The sequence below is a fragment of the Pseudomonas sp. FEN genome (assembly GCF_904067045.1).
GTDB lineage: Bacteria > Pseudomonadota > Gammaproteobacteria > Pseudomonadales > Pseudomonadaceae > Aquipseudomonas.
In genome coordinates this window covers 75917-94923 of record NZ_CAJFDC010000011.1, presented here as the reverse complement: position 1 = coordinate 94923, position 19007 = coordinate 75917, and the positions used below count along the sequence as shown (strand labels likewise).

At 59.0% G+C, this 19007-nt stretch carries 19 protein-coding genes and 3 pseudogenes; 17 read left to right on the top strand and 5 right to left on the bottom strand.

Annotated elements, in window-relative coordinates; genetic code table 11:
- The 8 genes and pseudogenes from narH to PFEN_RS12075 form a co-directional block, all read left to right on the top strand.
- Positions 1–1142, top strand: a pseudogene (gene narH / locus PFEN_RS12110) (nitrate reductase subunit beta); the annotation flags it as partial.
- A gap of 2 nt (positions 1143–1144) precedes the next feature.
- A complete protein-coding gene (gene narJ / locus PFEN_RS12105; RefSeq protein ID WP_191486978.1) occupies positions 1145–1900 on the top strand; it encodes a nitrate reductase molybdenum cofactor assembly chaperone in 756 nt (251 codons plus the stop codon).
- On the top strand, positions 1893–2573 hold the full coding sequence (gene narI / locus PFEN_RS12100; protein WP_191486979.1) for a respiratory nitrate reductase subunit gamma: 681 nt from the start codon (positions 1893–1895) through the stop codon (positions 2571–2573). The genes narJ and narI overlap by 8 nt, the downstream gene beginning before the upstream one ends.
- Positions 2574–2583: 10 nt before the next feature.
- Positions 2584–3555, top strand: a pseudogene (locus PFEN_RS12095) (peptidylprolyl isomerase).
- A gap of 25 nt (positions 3556–3580) precedes the next feature.
- Complete coding sequence (gene moaA / locus PFEN_RS12090; protein WP_191486981.1) at positions 3581–4573, top strand: GTP 3',8-cyclase MoaA; 993 nt, start codon at positions 3581–3583, stop codon at positions 4571–4573.
- Between the two features lie 151 nt (positions 4574–4724).
- Positions 4725–6737 (top strand): ribonucleoside triphosphate reductase, encoded by a 2013-nt coding sequence (locus tag PFEN_RS12085; protein ID WP_191486982.1) that lies wholly within the window; start codon positions 4725–4727, stop codon positions 6735–6737.
- A gap of 32 nt (positions 6738–6769) precedes the next feature.
- The gene (gene nrdD / locus PFEN_RS31020) at positions 6770–6937 is read left to right on the top strand and encodes an anaerobic ribonucleoside-triphosphate reductase (RefSeq protein WP_191486983.1); all 168 of its coding nucleotides are present in this window, start codon (positions 6770–6772) and stop codon (positions 6935–6937) included.
- A complete protein-coding gene (locus PFEN_RS12075) occupies positions 6934–7629 on the top strand; it encodes an anaerobic ribonucleoside-triphosphate reductase activating protein (protein ID WP_224770944.1) in 696 nt (231 codons plus the stop codon). The genes nrdD and PFEN_RS12075 overlap by 4 nt, the downstream gene beginning before the upstream one ends.
- 118 nt (positions 7630–7747) lie before the next feature.
- Here the strand turns inward: PFEN_RS12075 and PFEN_RS12070 are convergent, their stop codons facing one another.
- The 4 genes from PFEN_RS12070 to PFEN_RS12055 are packed head-to-tail and all read right to left on the bottom strand — an operon-like array spanning position 7748 to position 10897.
- A complete protein-coding gene (locus tag PFEN_RS12070; protein ID WP_191487069.1) occupies positions 7748–9127 on the bottom strand; it encodes a 4Fe-4S binding protein in 1380 nt (459 codons plus the stop codon).
- A complete protein-coding gene (locus PFEN_RS12065) occupies positions 9115–9969 on the bottom strand; it encodes an FTR1 family iron permease (protein WP_191487068.1) in 855 nt (284 codons plus the stop codon). Before PFEN_RS12065 ends, PFEN_RS12070 begins: the two co-directional genes overlap by 13 nt.
- 22 nt (positions 9970–9991) lie before the next feature.
- Positions 9992–10369: a cupredoxin domain-containing protein gene (locus PFEN_RS12060; RefSeq protein WP_191487067.1), complete on the bottom strand. Its 378-nt coding sequence runs from the start codon at positions 10367–10369 to the stop codon at positions 9992–9994.
- Positions 10370–10897: an iron transporter gene (locus PFEN_RS12055; RefSeq protein ID WP_191487066.1), complete on the bottom strand. Its 528-nt coding sequence runs from the start codon at positions 10895–10897 to the stop codon at positions 10370–10372.
- A gap of 186 nt (positions 10898–11083) precedes the next feature.
- Between PFEN_RS12055 and PFEN_RS12050 the strand changes: the two genes are divergently transcribed.
- A complete protein-coding gene (locus PFEN_RS12050) occupies positions 11084–11305 on the top strand; it encodes a DUF3079 domain-containing protein (protein WP_191487065.1) in 222 nt (73 codons plus the stop codon).
- Positions 11306–11352: 47 nt separating this feature from the next.
- Here PFEN_RS12050 and PFEN_RS30595 read toward each other — a convergent pair.
- A pseudogene (locus PFEN_RS30595) lies at positions 11353–11646 on the bottom strand (isocitrate lyase/phosphoenolpyruvate mutase family protein); the annotation flags it as partial.
- A gap of 151 nt (positions 11647–11797) precedes the next feature.
- On the opposite strand from PFEN_RS30595, the gene PFEN_RS12045 reads away from it, so the two are divergent.
- From PFEN_RS12045 to PFEN_RS12010, 8 genes are all read left to right on the top strand, one after another.
- The gene (locus PFEN_RS12045; RefSeq protein ID WP_191487064.1) at positions 11798–12586 is read left to right on the top strand and encodes an alpha/beta fold hydrolase; all 789 of its coding nucleotides are present in this window, start codon (positions 11798–11800) and stop codon (positions 12584–12586) included.
- A 63-nt stretch (positions 12587–12649) separates the two neighbouring features.
- Positions 12650–13051: a PaaI family thioesterase gene (locus PFEN_RS12040; RefSeq protein ID WP_191487063.1), complete on the top strand. Its 402-nt coding sequence runs from the start codon at positions 12650–12652 to the stop codon at positions 13049–13051.
- Between the two features lie 81 nt (positions 13052–13132).
- Complete coding sequence (locus PFEN_RS12035; RefSeq protein WP_191487062.1) at positions 13133–14122, top strand: acyl-CoA desaturase; 990 nt, start codon at positions 13133–13135, stop codon at positions 14120–14122.
- A 13-nt stretch (positions 14123–14135) separates the two neighbouring features.
- A complete protein-coding gene (locus tag PFEN_RS12030; protein WP_191487061.1) occupies positions 14136–14411 on the top strand; it encodes an acyl carrier protein in 276 nt (91 codons plus the stop codon).
- Positions 14408–15271: a class I SAM-dependent methyltransferase gene (locus PFEN_RS12025; protein ID WP_191487060.1), complete on the top strand. Its 864-nt coding sequence runs from the start codon at positions 14408–14410 to the stop codon at positions 15269–15271. The genes PFEN_RS12030 and PFEN_RS12025 overlap by 4 nt, the downstream gene beginning before the upstream one ends.
- Before the next feature lie 52 nt (positions 15272–15323).
- A complete protein-coding gene (locus PFEN_RS12020) occupies positions 15324–16547 on the top strand; it encodes a cytochrome P450 (protein ID WP_224770949.1) in 1224 nt (407 codons plus the stop codon).
- A gap of 19 nt (positions 16548–16566) precedes the next feature.
- Positions 16567–17277: a thioesterase II family protein gene (locus PFEN_RS12015; RefSeq protein ID WP_191487059.1), complete on the top strand. Its 711-nt coding sequence runs from the start codon at positions 16567–16569 to the stop codon at positions 17275–17277.
- Entirely contained in the window at positions 17278–18993 is a 1716-nt protein-coding gene (locus tag PFEN_RS12010; protein ID WP_191487058.1) for a fatty acyl-AMP ligase, read from the top strand. It begins immediately after the preceding gene.
- Positions 18994–19007: the final 14 nt, after the last annotated feature.

Genomic DNA, 19007 nt, shown 5'->3' with positions numbered 1-19007 from the left:
GCGCATGGAGAAAATCGAATGGGCCCGAACTGGGAGGAAATCCTCGGTACCGAGTTTGCCAAACGGCGCAAGGACAAGAACTTCGACCAGATCCAGGCGGACATCTACGGTGAGTATGAAAACACCTTCATGATGTATTTGCCGCGCCTCTGCGAGCACTGCCTCAACCCGGCGTGCGCGGCGTCCTGCCCGAGCGGGGCGATCTACAAGCGCGAGGAAGACGGGATTGTCCTGATCGACCAGGAGAAATGTCGCGGCTGGCGCATGTGCATCAGCGGCTGCCCGTACAAGAAGATCTATTTCAACTGGAAAAGCGGCAAGTCCGAGAAGTGCATCTTCTGCTACCCGCGTATCGAGGCCGGGATGCCGACGGTCTGTGCCGAAACCTGCGTCGGGCGCATTCGCTACCTCGGGGTGCTGCTGTACGACGCCGACCGTATCGCCGAAGTGGCGAGCACCGCCAATGAGCAGGATCTGTACGAGAAACAACTGGAGATCTTCCTCGATCCGAACGACCCGGCGGTGATCCGCCAGGCCCTGGCCGATGGCGTGCCGCAGTCGGTGATCGATTCGGCGCAACGTTCGCCGGTCTACAAAATGGCCGTGGACTGGAAGCTCGCGCTGCCGCTGCACCCGAATACCGCACCTTGCCGATGGTCTGGTACGTGCCGCCACTGTCGCCGATCCAGAATGCCGCGACCGCTGGCACCGTGGGCATGAACGGGGTGATCCCGGATGTCGACAGCCTGCGCATTCCGCTGCGCTACCTGGCCAACCTGCTGACGGCGGGCGATGAGAAACCGGTCAAGCGCGCCCTGAAACGCTTGCTGGCGATGCGCGCCTACAAACGTTCCGAGCAGGTCGACGGGGTCCAGGACCTGCAAGTGCTGGCGGATGTCGGTTTGAGCGTGGCCCAGGTCGAGGAAATGTATCGCTACCTGGCGATCGCCAACTACGAAGACCGTTTTGTCGTGCCCAGCGCGCACCGTGAAGACGCCATGAGCGATGCCTTTGCCGAACGCTCCGGTTGTGGCTTCAGTTTCGGCAGCGGCTGCAGTGGCAGCTCCGACACCAACATGTTCGGCGCGAAGAAGGCCAATCGCCGCGACATTTTGAAAACCGTGCAGTTGTGGGAGGAATGAGCATGCGCATTCTCAAAGTGATTTCGCTGCTGCTCGACTATCCCACCGAAACCCTGGTGAGCGGTCGTGACGAACTGGAACAGGCGATCATCCAGGCCCGGGAAATCAGCCCGAAGCAGCGCGGTGCGTTGTTCGAGTTGCTCGAACTGATCTGCACCAACGACCTGATGGACGGGCAGGAGCACTACGGTGCGCTGTTCGGTCGTGGGCGCTCACTGTCGCTGCTGCTGTTTGAGCATGTGCACGGTGAGTCCCGTGACCGCGGCCAGGCGATGGTCGACATGATGGCGCAATACGAAGCCGCCGGCTTTGCCATCGGTGTCAAGGAACTGCCCGACTATATCCCGCTGTACCTGGAGTTCCTGTCCACCCGCGAAGACCTCGAGGCCCGCGAGGGCCTGGCGGACGTCGCGCACCTGCTGGCCTTGCTCGCGGCGCGTCTGGACGAGCGTGAAAGTGCCTACGCCAGTTGTTTCCGGGCGTTGTTGCAGATTGCCGGTGCCGAGCCGCAGCAGGCGGTCGCCGAGCTGCGCGCGCAAGTCGCCGCCGAACCGAGGGACGACTCGTTGGAAGCGCTGGACAAGATCTGGGAGGAGGAGGCAGTGGACTTTCTCCAGGCCGAACAACAGGACCGTTGCGGTTCGCTGCCAAGCGCTCCGGGCAAGGCCCGGGAGGAAAGCGCGGTGCCATTGCACTGGGTGGATTTTCAGCATGAAGGGCTGGCCGCCGTGCCGGCCGGGGAGGTGGGCAATGTCTAACTGGAACCTGTTGTTGTTCGGGATCTATCCCTATGTCGCCCTGGCGATTTGCCTGATCGGCAGTTGGGCGCGCTTCGATCTGTCGCAGTACACCTGGAAGGCCGGCTCCAGCCAGATGCTCAACCCGCGCGGCATGCGCGTGGCGAGCAACTTCTTCCATATCGGTGTGTTGTTCATCCTGGCCGGGCATTTCGTCGGCCTGCTGACCCCGTCGGCGGTGTATCACCATGTGATCAGTACCGAGAACAAGCAACTGCTGGCGATGGTCTCCGGTGGGTTGTTCGGCCTGTTGTGCCTGGTCGGCCTGCTGATGCTGGTCAATCGGCGGCTGGGCGATCCACGGGTTCGCGCCACTTCCAGCACCTCGGACATCCTGGTGTTGCTGGTGCTGTTGGCGCAGCTGGTGCTCGGGCTGCTGACGATTGTGGCGTCCACCGAGCATATGGACGGTTCGGTGATGGTCCTGCTCGCCGATTGGGCGCAGAACACCGTGCTGTTGCGTCCGACGGAAGCGGCGGCGTCCATGGCTCCGGTCGGCTTGATCTACAAACTGCATGTGTTTCTCGGTTTGACCCTGTTCGTGCTGTTCCCCTTCACCCGTCTGGTGCATATCGTCAGTGCGCCGATCTGGTACCTGGGACGCCGTTATCAAATCGTTCGGCAGAAAATCTGAGGAGACAATCATGTCAGGTGGATGTGGATGTGGTGGTGGTAAAGGCGGTGGCGGTGGCTGCGGATCTTCAACACAAGCGCCGTCGCCGGCACCCGAAGTAGTCGACAACGCGTCGGCCGCCGTGGTGCAGTTCGAAGCGCTCGCGCCCGAACCGGCGGTTGCCGATGAGACCCCGGCGCAGTTGATCGCCAGCAGCGAGCAGGAGTGGCGATTATCAGTGTCAACGAGGTGTCGATCACCCCCGCAGGCGCTGGCCCAGGAGCTGCAATATCACCCGGCCGAAAGCCGCGAGGAGGCGGTGTACCTGGCCGCCCGGGCGCTGGTGATCCGCGAGTTGTTGCAGCAGCGCATTGCCGAACTGGGCCTGGCGCTGCAGGTCGGTGCCGGCGAGAACGAAGAGGAGGCCGCCACGCGCTTGTTGCTCGAGCGCGAGGTGCAGGTCCCTGAGTGCGACGAGGCCACTTGCCTGCGTTACTTCGAGAACAACCGTGGGCGCTTCCACAGCGCCCCGTTGCTGGCAGTGCGACATATCCTGCTCGAATGCGCGCCGGACGATGCCGAGGCCCGCGCCCTGGCCCGTGATCAAGCCGACGTGCTGTTGCAGCGCCTGGAGGGGTTGCCCGGTAGTTTCGCTGAACTGGCGGTGAAGTATTCGGCCTGTCCGTCGAAGGCCCAGGGCGGTTCCCTGGGACAGATCAGCAAGGGCCAGACCGTGCCGGAATTCGAGCGCCAACTGTTCACCCTGGCCCCGGGACTGGCCAGTAAACCCCTGGAAAGTCGCTACGGCTGGCATGTGGTCAGTGTCGACCAGCGGATCGAAGGTATGGCGTTGCCCTATGAAGCGGTGTCGACGGCGATTCGCACGCAGTTGCAGCAAGGTGTCTGGCAAAAAGCCCTGGTGCAGTACCTGCAAACCCTGATCGGTGCGGCGGATATTCGCGGTATCCGGCTGCAGGGTGCCGACTCACCGCTGGTGCAGTGACGACTTGGCCAACCGGGGGAATGCGATGAGCACTGGGATGCAGGATGGATTTGGGCGCCAGATCGACTATCTGCGAATGTCGGTGACGGATCGTTGTGATTTTCGCTGTGTGTATTGCATGGCCAAGAACATGACCTTCCTGCCGCGTCAGCAGGTGCTGACCCTGGAAGAGTTGCAGCGCCTGGCCGCGCTGTTCGTCGGCCTGGGCGTGCGCAAGATCCGTCTGACCGGTGGCGAGCCGCTGATTCGTCCGGGCATTGTCGGGTTGTGCCGTGGTATCGCGGCCTTGCCCGGCTTGCGCGAACTGGTGATGACCAGCAACGGCTCGCAACTGGGCCGTCTGGCACGACCGCTGGCGGAGGCCGGGGTCAAGCGGATGAACATCAGCCTCGATAGCCTGGACGGGCAGAAGTTTCGCGCGATCACCCGCAACGGCGATCTCGATCAGGTGCTCGACGGCATCGAGGCCGCCCGCGGCGCGGGGTTCGAGCGGATCAAGCTCAATTGCGTGGTGATGAAAGGGCGCAATTTCGATGAAGTCCCGGCATTGGTGCAATACGCCATCGAGCAAGGTATCGATATCAGCTTTATCGAAGAAATGCCGCTGGGCGAGGTCGGCCGTTCACGGGGCGAGTCGTTCTGCTCCAGCGACGAAGTGCGGGCGCTGATCGCCAGTCGTTATCGCTTGCTCGACAGCACCGAGAACAGCGGCGGTCCGGCGCGTTATGTGCGCCTGGAGCGCCATCCCGAGACCCGTATCGGCTTCATTTCACCCAACAGCCACAACTTCTGCGGCAGTTGCAACCGTGTGCGAATGACCGTTGAAGGGCGCTTGCTGCTCTGTCTGGGCCAGGACGACGCGCTGGATCTGCGCGGCTTGCTGCGGCGTTATCCGCTGGACGACCAACCGCTGATCAAGGCGGTGCAACAGGCGCTGCGGCGCAAGCCGCTGCGTCACGATTTCAGCCCCGAAGGGGAGGTGCAGATCGTCCGCTTCATGAATATGAGTGGTGGTTGACGCGTGGTTTTTTTCGGCCGCCGGGGGGCGGCTTTTTTTTGCCTGCGATTCTTGACGTCGATCAATTTCAACCCGGCACTATCTCCGTAGTATCCACTGCATATTGTGTTTTCTGTATTTTAAATATCTATATGTAGTGTCTGGAGGGCGAATGCAGAGCATGCTGATTTCAGTGGGATGTAACCGCTTGCACAAACGCGACGGCACGCGGGTGGCCTTCGATGCCGACAAGATCCGGCAGGCATTGATCGCCGCCGGCAGGGCCACCGGGGAGTACACCGAGGTCGAAGTCGAAGGCTTGCTGCAAGCCGTGTTGGCCCGCCTGGAAGGACTGCCGAGATTGCATGTCGAGCAGATCCAGGATCGGGTCGAGCGGGTCTTGATGGACGCCGGTTTTTTCCTCGCCATGCGCGCCTATATCGTCTACCGCGAACAGCACGGGCGTTTGCGGCGTGACCGCCGGACCCTGGTCGAAGTGGCGACCTCGATGAACGAATACCTGGACCGCGAGGACTGGCGGGTGCAAGCCAATGCCAACCAGGGTTACTCGCTGGGCGGCCTGGTACTCAACGTGTCGGGCAAGGTTACCGCCAACTATTGGCTGGACGAGGTCTACAGCGAAGCCATCGGCCAGGCCCACCGCGAGGCGGACCTGCACATACATGACCTCGACATGCTGGCCGGCTACTGCGCGGGCTGGTCGCTGCGCACGTTGTTGCACGAGGGCCTCAATGGCGTGCCCGGGCGCGTCGAGGCCGGGCCGCCGAAGCATTTGAGCAGCGCCCTGGGACAGATGGTGAATTTCCTCGGCACCTTGCAGAACGAATGGGCCGGTGCCCAGGCGTTCAGCTCGTTCGATACCTACCTGGCGCCCTATGTGCGCAAGGATCGCCTGAGTTTCCCGCTGGTGCGCCAGGCGCTCCAGGAGTTCATCTACAACCTCAACGTGCCGTCGCGCTGGGGCACCCAGACACCTTTTACCAACCTGACCTTCGACTGGGTCTGCCCGGAGGACTTGCGCGAGCAGATCCCGATAATAGGTGGCGAGGAAATGCCCTTCGCCTATGGCGACCTGCAAGTCGAAATGGACCTGCTCAACCGCGCCTATATCGAAGTGATGCAGGCCGGCGACGCCAAGGGGCGGGTGTTCACCTTTCCCATACCGACCTACAACATCACCCATGATTTCCCCTGGGACAGCGAGAATGCCGAGCGCCTGTTCGAAATGACCGCCCGCTACGGGCTGCCGTATTTCCAGAACTTCCTCAACTCGGACATGCAGCCCAACCAGGTGCGCTCGATGTGTTGTCGATTGCAGCTGGATGTCCGCGAGTTGCTCAAGCGCGGTGGAGGCCTGTTCGGCTCGGCGGAACAGACCGGTTCGCTAGGGGTGGTCACCCTCAACTGCGCGCGCCTGGGCTATGTATTCAAGGGCGATACCAGCGGTCTGCTGCAACGCCTGGACAGCCTGATGGAATTGGCGATGGAGAGCCTGGAGGTCAAGCGCAAGGTGATCCAGCACCATATGGACGCCGGTTTGTACCCCTACACCAAGCGTTACCTGGGGACCTTGCGCAATCACTTTTCGACCATCGGCCTCAACGGGCTGCATGAGATGCTGCGCAACTTCAGTGGCGACCAGGAGGGCATGCACACCGCCCCGGGTCGCGCGTTCGCCCTGATGCTGCTGGACCATGTCCGCGCGACCCTGGTGCGTTTCCAGGAGCAGACCGGTCATCTCTACAACCTCGAAGCGACGCCGGCGGAAGGCACCACCTACCGTTTCGCCAAGGAAGATCTCAAGCGTTACCCCGACATTCTCCAGGCCGGCACGCCTCAGGCGCCGTATTACACCAACTCCTCGCAACTGCCGGTGGGCTACACCGACGACCCCTTCGAGGCCTTGGAGTTGCAGGATGAGCTGCAATGCAAATACACCGGCGGCACGGTGCTGCACCTGTACATGGCCGAGCGGATTTCCTCGACCGAGGCCTGCAAGCAACTGGTGCGCAAGGCGCTCGGGCGTTTTCGCCTGCCCTATTTGACGGTGACCCCGACGTTCTCCATCTGCCCGGTGCATGGCTATCTCGATGGCGAACATGAGTTCTGTCCCAAGTGTGACGAGGTCTTGCTGCGTGAGCAGCAGCCCGTTGGCATCCATTGATTCCGCTTTATCCAACCGCAAGGAGCTTCATCATGACCGCATTGCAAACATTGCCCCTGGCTAAACGTCAACGCTGCGAAGTCTGGACCCGGGTGATGGGTTATCACCGCCCGGTCTCGGCGTTCAATCCGGGTAAACAGTCCGAGCACCGTGAGCGGCTGCATTTCACCGAGCGTGGTGCCGCGGCCGGGTGCCAATGAGTCGAACACTGCGGGTCGGGGGCATGGTGCCCCTGACCACACTCGACTATCCGGGAAAGCTGGCGTGCGTGCTGTTTTGCCAGGGCTGCGCCTGGCGCTGTCGTTACTGCCATAACCCGCAGTTGATTGCTCCGCGCGGCAGTGAGGAAGTTGACTGGCGCCAGGTGCGGGCCTTTCTGCAGCGCCGCCAGGGCTTGCTCGATGCAGTGGTTTTCAGCGGCGGCGAGCCGACCTTGCAGGACGCGTTGCCCCAGGCGATGGACGAGGTGCGGGCGCTGGGGTTCCAGATCGGCCTGCACAGCGCCGGGATCAAACCGGCGGCCTTTGCCAAGGCGCTGGCCGGCGCCGATTGGGTCGGCTTCGACGTCAAGGCACTGGCCGAGGACTGCCAGGCGATCACCCGGGTCGCCGGCAGTGGCGTGGCCAACTGGCGCAGCCTGGAGCATCTGCTGGCCAGTGGTGTCGACTATGAGTGTCGCACCACCGTGCATTGGCATCTGTTCGAGCCGAACCGTTTGCTGATCCTGGCGCAGCGCCTGCACGCGCTCGGCGTCAGGCGTTTCGCCGTGCAGTTGGTACGCACCGCGCGCATGCTCGATCCGCAGTTGTCGGGCGTTTCGATGCAAGCTTCGCTGCCCGAACTGTGGCGGACCCTGGGCGAGCTGTTTCCCGAGTTCGTATTGCGCGACTAGGCTTGGTGCCATTCAGTTAAGGGCATTTAAAACCGGGCATGGTCTTGTGGCGAGCGGGCTTGCCCGCGCTGGGGCAGCTCGTGCGTCTGGGCGAATAATCGAATGTCGGCCGACCTCCTCAAACCCAGCCCCAGAATTGCAACCACCAGCCATACCCCACCAACCCGTTGGCCAGTAACAGGCACGCGCCGGCGCCGCCACGGCGAACCGGGGCCAGGCCCTGGCGTCCCAGCAGTTTCCAACCCAGCAGCAGGCTCCAGCCGATGGCTGCGAGCAACAGCCCGGCCCGCGCCGACTGCACCCAGCCCAGCAGCAGGCCTTCATAGCGCAGCAGTTTGACGGTGGTGGCCGACAGCCCGAGAAACAATCCCGCGCCACCCAGCGGCGTGAGGCTCAGGCTCAGCGCCCGATAGAGCTCCGGGGCCCGCGCGATCCGCGCCGCCAGCCGTACCAGGAGCAGCAGGGCGCCGCCAAGCAACAGGGCGCTCGCACCCAGGTACAGGATGATGCTGAAACCATCGAGCCAGCTGAAGCTGTCGTTGAGCTGCGGGTAGTGGGTCAGCAACCACCAGGGGGCGTTGTCCTGCAATGGCCAGAGCAGGTCGCGCCCGACCAGCCAGTTGGCGAGCTGCTGCTTGAGGCTGACGAACCACGGGCTGACGGTCCACTGGAAGGCGCCCATGGCCAGGCCGATGATGCCGAACAACAGCAGGCGGGTATCCCAGGGCGACAGCGGATGTGCCGTGGCCTGCAGAATCTCCTGGTTGCTGGAGCGGGCGATCAGGCGTACCGCGTCGCGTTGTCCGCTGCACCGGCCGCAGGCATGACAGTCACTGGCGCCGCGCATACGCCGGATATCCAGCAGGGGCGCGCAGTTGGGGGGTGGCAGGCGCGGCCCGGCGTTGGCCTTCCAGCGCGGTTCATCGACCTGGAAGTGCACGGGGGCGAGGCGGGCGAGCAGGGCAAAGACACCGCTGACCGGGCACAGGTAACGACACCAGACCCGCTTGCCCCTGGCGAACAGCAGGCCGACGCCGACCGCCGCGAGCGTGGAGCCGCCGAGAATCAGCAGGGCGGCCTGAGCGTAGTCATAGACGCTGATCAGTTGCCCGTAGAGCGTGGTCAGGCAGAACGCCAGGGTCGGCCAGCCGCCCCAGCGCAACCAGCGGGGGATGCCGAGGCCCTTGCCGTAATGGCTGGCCCATTCGCTCAGCGTGCCTTCCGGGCACAGCACGCCGCACCAGAGCCGGCCGAACAGGACCATCGACAGCAGCACGAACGGCCACCAGATCCCCCAGAACAGAAACTGCGCGAGCAGGGTCAGGTTATCCAGCAGTCGCGCCTGGCTGTCCGGTAGCGGCAACATGGCCGGCAGCACCAGCAGCACCGCGTAGAACACCACGACGAGCCACTGCGCGGCACGAATGACGGAGGCATGCCGACGCATGCCGTCCCCCAGGCGCTGGAGCCATCGATTGCCGCGACTCAGCTCGGACATGGACGGCTTTCCAGGGTCCGCTGCCGCAACCAGCCAGTGACGATCAACCAATAACCGACCCAAACGAGCAAGGTCATGGCGCTCGGGGTGGCCCGATAACCGGCGAAGCCGGCCAGGAAACTGCCCAATCCGTGGCTGTCGCTCAACAGCGCGCTGCTGTCCCAGAGGGCCTCGCCGACGCTGCTGTAGACCATGCCCGGTACATCCATGGCGAGCAGTTGGCCGCCGATTCGCTCGCTGGCACTGACCAGCAACGCTGAGCCGAGCAGCAGCAGGATGGCTTCGCTGACGCTGAAGAAACGCCGCCATGAAATGAAGCGGCGACTGCTGTTCAGCAGCACCAGCGTCAACCCCGAGAGTGCCAGCCCGGCAACACCGCCGATGGCGAACAGGCCGAGTTGCGGACCTTGCAGGCGGGCCCCGGCGCCATACAGGAAAACCACGGTTTCGCTGCCTTCGCGGCTGACCGCGAGCATGGCCAGCAGCAACAGCCCCAGGCCACCTTGGCGGGCCAGGTGGCTGTCGGCGTGGCGGCGCAAATCGTCCTTGAGCGTGCGTCCATGCCGATGCATCCAGCCGACCATTTGCACCATCAGCAGGCTGGCCACCAGCGCCAGCGCGGCCTGGAACCACTCGTTGGCGGAACCGCTCATGGCATCCCCGGCAAACAGGATCAGTAGCGCCAGCAGGCCCGAGAGCAGTACCCCGAGGACCACCCCGGCCCAAAGGTATCGGCCCAGGCGCCGGCCTTGTTCCTGCTGGCTGGCCCAGGCCTGGAGAATACCGATCACCAGCAGCGCCTCGACGCTTTCGCGCCAGACAATGAACATTGATTGATTCATGGAGACTCCGTGTATCACCTGGCTATTTGGCGAGGATGCCGCCTGCGGGCAGTTGCGGATTGAACTCGTCGAAGAACGGGTATTGACCGGGTCTCAATGGGGGAATCACGACGAAACTCGTCACCCCGGGCGACAGGACTTTTTCCACCCGCAACGGCGTGCTCTCGAATTCCGCCGGTCCCTCGCCGGTGTTCTTCAAAATGATCTTGAATCGCTGCCCGGCCGGGACTTCCAGCAGGGCAGGGCTGAAGTGACCGTCGTGCAGGCTGATTTCGTAGCTGGGCAACTCGGCCTGGGCCGTCAGGGGCGTGGCGGCGGCGACCAGGAGCAACCAGGCCAGGTACCGATGAGTGCGGGCGAAGCGCCTTGGCACGGAGGGCTTGGTTGTCGTGGTCTGCATTCAGTAGCCACCTTTCTTGCCGATGCCGGCATAGACGAACTCGTAGTGCACTTCGCAGCGCTCGAACCAGGGTTCGACCCCGGTTTCCTTGTCGGTATGGCGGCCCAGGGATGCATGGCCGGATGGTGGCAGGAGGGTGAGGGTCAACAGGTATTTGCCCGGGCCCTGTAGCTTCACATTGTCGCCATAGTGCGGGCCGTCGTTGGCGACCATGGCGTGGAAGTCACCGTTGAACGGCTGGCCGCCTTGTTTCTGCAGGCTGAAAGCGACGTTCAGGTAGGGCACGAAACTGCCTTCCTGAAAGCCCTGGCGATTGTCCGCGGTGGCGTGGATGTCGGCTTCCAGATGGATATCGGAATCGGCGGTGGCGCGCATCATGCCGGCGGGCGCCATCTCGATCGGCTGCAAATAGACCGCCCCGACTTCCAGCCCCGGGCACTGCTGCGGAGCCCCGATCGGGTATTCCTTGGCCTGGGCCAGCGGTGTCAGCAGAAGCAGGGCGAGGGACAGCGAGAAAGTGCGACGCATGGTGTCTTCCTGGGTACGGACGGGTAGGGGACCGAGTCTAGGAGGACTTGCTGCGAATAATAATGATTATGGTCAAGTTTTCGCACGATTCTCGACCGCTGCCTGGTTCTTGATCGGGATCAAGGGCACTTTCGCCCCGCTGTCGTAGCTTGGAGGTCACTCCCACCCGCCATCCCGGGGGATGACATGGCCAAGCCCTTTCCCATCAACCCCAAACATCCCGAGCGTATTTGCTGGGGCTGCGACAGGTACTGCCCAACGAACGCCCTGGCCTGCGGCAACGGCTCCGATCGGACGATGCATCCGGCCGAGATGCTCGGCGACGATTGGTATCTGCATGGCGACTGGGGCATCGCGCCGTTGATCGCGACCGACAAGGTTGCGGATGACGGTATTGTCGAGTCTTGAGAGCGTTTCTCGGGTTCAGGGCATCCGAACTCTTCCTGATTCCGGCATCATTCGGTTTTCGTCGCCATCAAGGCGTTCAACTCGCCGTATGTATGGGCTTTCAAGGCGTGGGTAGCGAGCTGGCCGCGGTCCAGGAAGCTAATGACCAAAGTCCCCATGGCGCCGCACAGGAACTTGGCGATGCTGGAACCCGCGCTGAGCCGTCTGACGCCCAGACGCAGTAATTCGTCGGGTCAGGGCAGTCCGTCCCGAGACAGCAGGTTGATCGGCAGTTTGACTTCCCGGCAGATGACGGCAATTTCGTGTGAGTCGACCACGCCTGCCGTAAACAGACTATGCGCGAATACTGGCCTTGGACAAGGTGTTTGAGCGCCCGCTCTCGAGATGGAGGCAAGTGACTTCTAGAAAGGATGGCTTGGGAGTTTGACAGCTGAGACAGCTCGACTATATTCGACGCCACGTGCATCACATCGTCATATCATGGAAGATAATATGGCCACTGCGTTGATTAATGGAAGGCAAATCAGCTTTACCGATACGCAGGACGGAGAGGTGGCAATCGTCCTGTCGCATGGTCTACTTATGGACCAAAGCATGTTCGAGGCTCAGGTCCGGGCGCTGCGTGACTCCTATCGAGTCATTACATGGGACCAACGGGGTCACGGACAGGCTGCCTTCGTCAATGAACCGTTCAGTCTTTGGGACAGTGCCGATGACTTGTCTGCGTTGCTGGCTTACCTTGACATAGACCGGGCTGTTCTGCTGGGGATGTCGCAAGGTGGCTATATCGGTCTGCGTGCTGCACTTCGTTACCCTGAGAAAGTTCAGGCGCTGATTCTGATCGCTACGCAAGCCGGCATTGAAGATGAAACCCAGAGACTTGCCTATGCCCATCTTTTGAATGCCTGGCTGGAAAACTCCCTCACCGATGAAATTGCACAAAGTGTCTCCGGCCTTATTCTGGGAGCGGATAAAAACTTGGCGGCTCTCTGGGTTGAGAAGTGGCGAACTATAGGAAATACTACGTTAGGTTTTAATTTTCACGCCCTGGCCGAACGAGATGATCTGGTGCCGGCGTTGAGTAAGTTGCATGTGCCAGCACTGGTTATTTGGGGGACTAAGGACAGTGCTATCGGTGTTGATCAGGCTAAACGGTTAAGTACCGGTCTTGCCGGTAGTCAATTTTTTTCCGTTCCGGGTGCTGCACATTCAGTCTGTATGACTCATTACGATATTGTGAACTCAGCCGTCAAGGCGTTTCTATCTAACACCCTGCGTTGAATGAGGGAAGGGTTGCAATTTTCGGCACTTTCACGTGTATTAAAATAATAAATGGAGCGCGATATGGATATTCCGCAAGGCTTCCAGCCGTTGTTTAGAAGCAGCCCCTTTCTTGATCTTTTAGGGCCATTCTATTATCGCGAGCGTTCTGGCGGCTTTGTCGTTGGCATTCGCGTCGAGGATAAACACGCTAATGCCCGTGGACTGGCTCATGGCGGCTTGTTCATGGCGCTGGCTGATATCGCCTTGGGCTACAGCGCTGCCTTTTCAAAAGACCCACCTCTTAAACTGGTAACCACCACGTTGACGACGGATTTTGCCGGATCAGCAAAAATCGGCGATTGGCTGGAAGCCAAGGTCGATATTCAGAAGACCGGGAGTCGGCTGGTGTTTGCCAATACCTATATCAGCGTTGAAGACGAACGTGTGGTCAGAGCCAGTGCGTCATTTTTAGTGGTGAGTTGAAACGCCGGCAGCGATAGGGGGGCAGGGGGGGGCGAACGTCATATCAAGCGCAATCAATGATTGGTCACGGAGTGTTTGACAATGGACAGTGCTGCGCGCTCATCAGAAATTGATAAAGGCTTTAAAGATAAAGCCGAATGTAAAAATGTAAAACGCAAGGCCGTCAGTAGTCCGTATTTTCATCGACTTCAACGTCGGCATTTTATCCTGTTCGATATTCTCCCGATATTCGGTGTTGTTCTGGCGGCGTTATTGTCGCTGTATCGGCCGGTCAGTGCGTTGGATATTGGTTTGTTCGTTTTATTCTGGGGCTTGACCGGGATTGGGGTCAGTGTGGGCTACCACCGGTACTTTACTCACCGCTCGTTCAAGGCCAAACCGGTAGTCGGCATCTTACTGACCATACTGGGCTCCATGGCCGGTCAGGGCGCTTTGTTGTCCTGGGTGGCCATGCACCGTCGTCATCATGAGTTGAGTGATCAGCCTGGCGATCCGCATTCACCCAATTTGCATGGCTCCGGAGTCATCGGGGCCATCAAGGGGTTGATCCACTCACACTTCACCTGGATGAAGGCACACGACTATCCCAACGTCGTCTATTACGCTCCTGATCTGCTTCGAGATCCGCTCATCAGCAAAACCTCCCGGCATTATTACACCTGGGTTCTCCTGGGACTGCTGGCTCCGGCGGTCCTGGGGGGGCTGCTCAGCCAGTCCTGGTGGGGGGCACTCAGTGGGTTCCTTTGGGGAGGTGTTATACGCATGTTTGTGGTGGGACATATCATTTGGTCCATCAACTCGGTGCTCCATCGTCTGGGGACACGTCCTTATCAATCCAGGGACTACAGTCGTAACGGTGGTGTATTGGGCCTGTTTACCTTTGGCGAGTCATGGCACAACAATCATCACGCCTTTCCCGAGTCCCCTTCATTTGGCCTGCAATGGGCGATCTTCGATCCCGGCTACTGGTTCGTACGCGGTTTGAGTTTATTGGGATTGGCATGGGATCTGCGGGTTCCCACCGCGCGAAGAAGGTCGAGTCGCAAAAAAAGAAATGTACAGTCTCTCTAAAAGGAAACTCAGTATGACTGCCTATGAAAATTTTCAAGTGGAAAAAACGGCTGTTATCCAATGGTGTAAGGATCAGATCGGCGGGCTTTTGAATTCCCCGGGAATCGCTATCGATGAAAATAAAGATTTCAGTGAGCTGGGTTTGGACTCTTCCCTGGCGGTGTCTTTGTTAATCGAAATTGAACAGCAGTATGGAGTGGAGATTTCAGCGGAAGAGCTGTTCGATAACTCCAGTATCCTGGCCGTGGCAAATTTGATTCTGGTCAGGAATGGGGTGGAGGAAAAATGAACCGGGCAATGGCGGCTCAGCGATTGGACGAGGCCTCGAAAGCCATACGTTACCATTATGATGTGGGTAACGATTTTTATGAGCTGTGGCTGGATAAGACACTGTCGTACTCCTGCGCCATCTGGGCGGATAGTAAAACGCTGGATGCCGCACAAGAGAATAAAATCGCCTATCACCTCGACGCCATCGGGGCACCAGGGCTGACGTCGGTACTTGATATCGGCTGTGGTTGGGGAGGCGTGCTTGGGGCACTGGAACTTATGCCTGGCATCAAGCGCGCGATGGGTTTGACATTGAGTGATGCGCAAGCAGATTTTATCCAGAAGCAAGGCTATTCCAAGGTGACGATAGAGGTGAAGAATTGGCAGGAGTTCCAGCCAGTCGCGCCATTCGATGGGATTATTTCAATTGGTGCCTTTGAGCACTTCGCGACACCGACAGACAGTGTCGAAGAAAAGATAGCGATCTATCGGAGTTTTTTTGCTTCATGTCGGGATTGGTTGGCTGTCGGCGGTCGGCTTTCATTGCAAACCATAGCCTATGGTTCCATGCACCGGGAGCAGGCGAGCTCATTCTTCAATGAGCAAATATTTCCTAATGCCGACCTGCCAACTTTGGCGGAAATAGCACAGGCGGCGGACGGTCTCTTCGAAATTCAACGTGTCGAGAACGGTCGATTGGATTACGCGAAGACCTGCGAAGCGTGGTATCGCCGATTGTCCGCCAATAAAGCTGTTGCAGTGGAAGGTGTGGGGGAGGCGGTGGTTGCCCGTTACTTGCGTTATTTGAAAATGTCAGCGTATGGGTTTCAGTTTGGGAAGATTCAGTTGTTGAGGCTGCAGCTTCAAGCCCTTCGCTGATTGATCTAGCATCCGTTGCCTCGCGATATCTGACAGTGCTCGGAATTACATAATGACACCGATTAAGACAATGGATTTACCTCGGTTCAACCCCTTCTCCGCCGAGTTTCGCGAGGCCCCCTACCAGGTATACAGTCGGTTGCGTGAGCTGAATCCACTACATAAGGTGCTGGGTATGTGGGTGGTCACTCGACATGCCGATGTCATGGGGATTTTGCGCGACCGTAGTTGTAATGTCAGCATCATTCCGAAATTGGTTGACAACCAGGCTGCCAGGTTTTCTCGTGATAACGCACCGTTTCAGCGATTGGCCTATAAGTCCATCGTGTTCACCGAAAATCCGGATCATCATCGTTTGAGAAAACTGATGAATGTGGCGTTCTCGCAAACGGTAATAGATCAGTTGCAGCTCTCTATCGCGCATATTACCCGGGTGCTGTTGATGGAGGGCCATCGACAGGGCGGTATGGATATGATCTCCGGTCTCGCCCAGCCGTTACCGCTGCGGGTCATGTGCGAATGGATCGGAATACCTCCCGAGATGCATTCGAGCATTGACGCCTGGACCCATGCGATTCGCTTTTTGTTGGAACCCGGGCTGATGGTCAAGGACGACTTTGAAAAGGTCAGCGCCGTTCTCGACGGTTACATGGCCTATATCGCCGACGTCATTGCCGAGCGCAAGAGCAAACCGGGGCGGGACTTGATCAGTCAATTGCTCGATTTACAAATCGATGGGGACCGTCTGACCCATGAAGAGCTGATCTTTGTCTGCATCATGTGTTTTGTTGCCGGCAACGAAACCACCAAGAGCCTGATAGGCAATACCATCAATACGCTGTTCGAGTGCCCTGGCCAATACCGTCTACTCCAGCAGCGCCCGGATCTTGTCCCGGGCTGTGTGCAGGAGTCATTGCGTTTCGAGTCACCGCTTCAGCATACCAAACGCTTGGCGACAAAGGACTTCATCGTCGATGGGCAGGTTATCCGTGAGGGGGATCAGATTCTCTTGTGCCTGGGGTCGGCGAACAGGGATGAAGAGGCTTTTTCCGGCGCGGCCAGTTTTGATATTCAGCGCAAGACCAAGGGCCATCTGGCTTTCGGCTACGGTATGCACGGCTGCCTGGGGGCGCTACTGGCCGAGCGTCAAACCCAGGCAGTTCTTTCCCGGTTGCTGGAAGGACCTGAATGGACACGTCGTTGCTCTGAACCGACCTGGCAGTCGGGCAGTTTCATCGTTCGTTGTTTGTCCTCGCTTGATGTTCAATTTTTCTGATGTTTCCTGGGACGGTGATATGGATACCCCGGCTATTTCCCTGATCTGTTTTCCTCACGCCGGTGGCAGCAATGCGACTTACAACGGATGGGGCCCCCACCTCTCGGAAAGCATCCAGAGGATAAAGCTGGATGCTTTCGACCGGCACGCCCTCAGGGCTACCTTTACAGAGATCGATAGTCTCTCCAGCCATATTGTGCGGCAGCTTGCTAACGAGTGCCGGCCTGTGGCGTTGTACGGTCATAGCATGGGGGCAATCCTGGCTTATGAAGTCGCCTGCAAGTTGTCGAACCTGAACACGGTTGCGCTTGCGCATTTGTTCGTCTCGGGCAGGCGAGCTCCGCAACTGGCCGCGCGCTTGCCCCCTGTTCACGAGTTGCCGGACCAGGCATTTTTGCAGGCGTTGATCGTTTATGGAGGTGTTCCAGAACCAATCAGCGGCAATGGCCGCGTCCTCGGTACGCTGCTGCCGAGTATTCGGAGTGACCTGGCCTTGGTGGAGACTTATCGATTCCAGCCAATGGACAGGTTGAATTGTCCGATCAGCGCAATCTACGCCACGCAGGATCCGGTCGTCGAAAGGGGTGAGCTTAAGGCCTGGCAGGAGAGAACGACGGGAGGCTTCGCGTTCCATGAGTTGGAGGGTGACCACTTTTTCCACTCTTCCAGGCCGGAAGGCCTCATCGACATCATTCATCGCTCATTGAGTTCATGGCTCCAGGAGGCTTGAATGCAACAGTTTCAATTCATGATTGACTGCCTGGACAGTCACAGCGAACGTTATCCGGAAAAAGCAGCCTACATTTTTCTTTCGGAAAAGCTGCTGCCGGAAAAAACGCTGACCTTTGCACAGTTGAGAGGGGAAGCGAGGCAATTCGCTCGGCGCCTGATGAATACCACTCAACCCGGTGACCGGGCGCTATTGATTCTCCCGGCCGGACTGGATTTCATTATTGCCTTCTTTGGCTGCCTGTATGCGGGGGTAGTGGCTGTGCCTCTCCCTCAGCCAAATAAAAGACGTTCCCAACGCACACTGCAAGGAATCATTGACGATTGCTCCCCGCGTTTGGTTATCACGCACAAAGCCCTGGACAATTCTTTTCAAGATCAACATAAGCCAGAGACGCTTTCCTGGATCGAGATGGATGCTCTGATGGACGATCAGCTACCCGCGGGCGGCCCCGATTACCCCGTGCTCGACGATCAAGACTTGGCCTTTATTCAGTACACGTCAGGTTCCACGTCTTCACCCAAAGGCGTCATGGTGACGCATGCCAATATCATTGCGAATCAAACGATGATTCGCCAGGCGTTCGGCCATGACGAGATGTCTTGCGTTGTCGGTTGGGTCCCGCATTACCATGATCAGGGGCTTATCGGAAATATCTTGCAGCCAATGTTTGTCGGTGCCACTAGCATCCTGATGTCACCTGTGACGTTCATGCGCTGGCCTTTACGCTGGCTTCAAGCCATTTCTCTCTATCAAGCACACTCCAGCGGCGGCCCGAACTTTGCGTTCGAAGCCTGTATTGCAGCCCTTGAGCGCAAGCCTCATGTGGCACTGGATTTGAGCACCTGGAAGATCGCATTCAATGGTGCCGAGCCTGTTCGTCACGAAACGTTGAACAGATTCCAGGCTGCCTTCGCCCGGTTCGGACTCCAGCGGGAGGCGATCTACCCCTGCTATGGTTTGGCCGAATGTACCCTGCAGGCTACGGGAGGGGTCAAGGGAGAGGCTCCGGTGATGTTAAGCGTCAACACCCAGGCCCTGTGTTATGGAAATATCTTGCTCAGCGATTCGGGCTCCTGCCAGACGCTGGTGAGTTCGGGGCGAGCGTTGCCCGGGACGCAGATATCGATTGTGGAACCGCTCACCGGTAAAGCCTGTGCGCCGCTTGAAGTTGGAGAGGTCTGGATAGCCGGTCCTCATATTGCCAAAGGTTATTGGAATCAACCCGCCCTGACCTTGGATGTTTTTGCCAATGGTTTATCGGATGATATTCAACGATCTTATTTGCGCACTGGAGATCTTGGATTTATTCATCAGGGAGAGCTATATATAACAGGTCGTATCAAGGATACGATTGTCATTCGAGGTAAAAACTATTATCCGCATGATATTGAGCACAGCGTGTTCACTGCCCATGATAGCCTCGAACATTCGGCGTGTGCGGCGTTCTCAGTGATAGGGACTGAAGAAAAACTGATCGTTGTCCAGGAGGTGCGAAGGGCGTGGAGGAAAAAAATCGTCCTGGACGAAGTCGTTTCAATGATACGCCAGGCGGTCGTGCTGAATAATGAGGTCACGCCTCACGATATTGTTCTGTTGATGCCAGGGAAGTTATTGAAAACCAGCAGCGGTAAAGTGATGCGTCATGCAATACGTTCTCAGTATCTCGACAATACCCTCGAGCGATGGCTCGGTGAATGTTGTTCATCCGCGTAAATAGAAAGGATTTA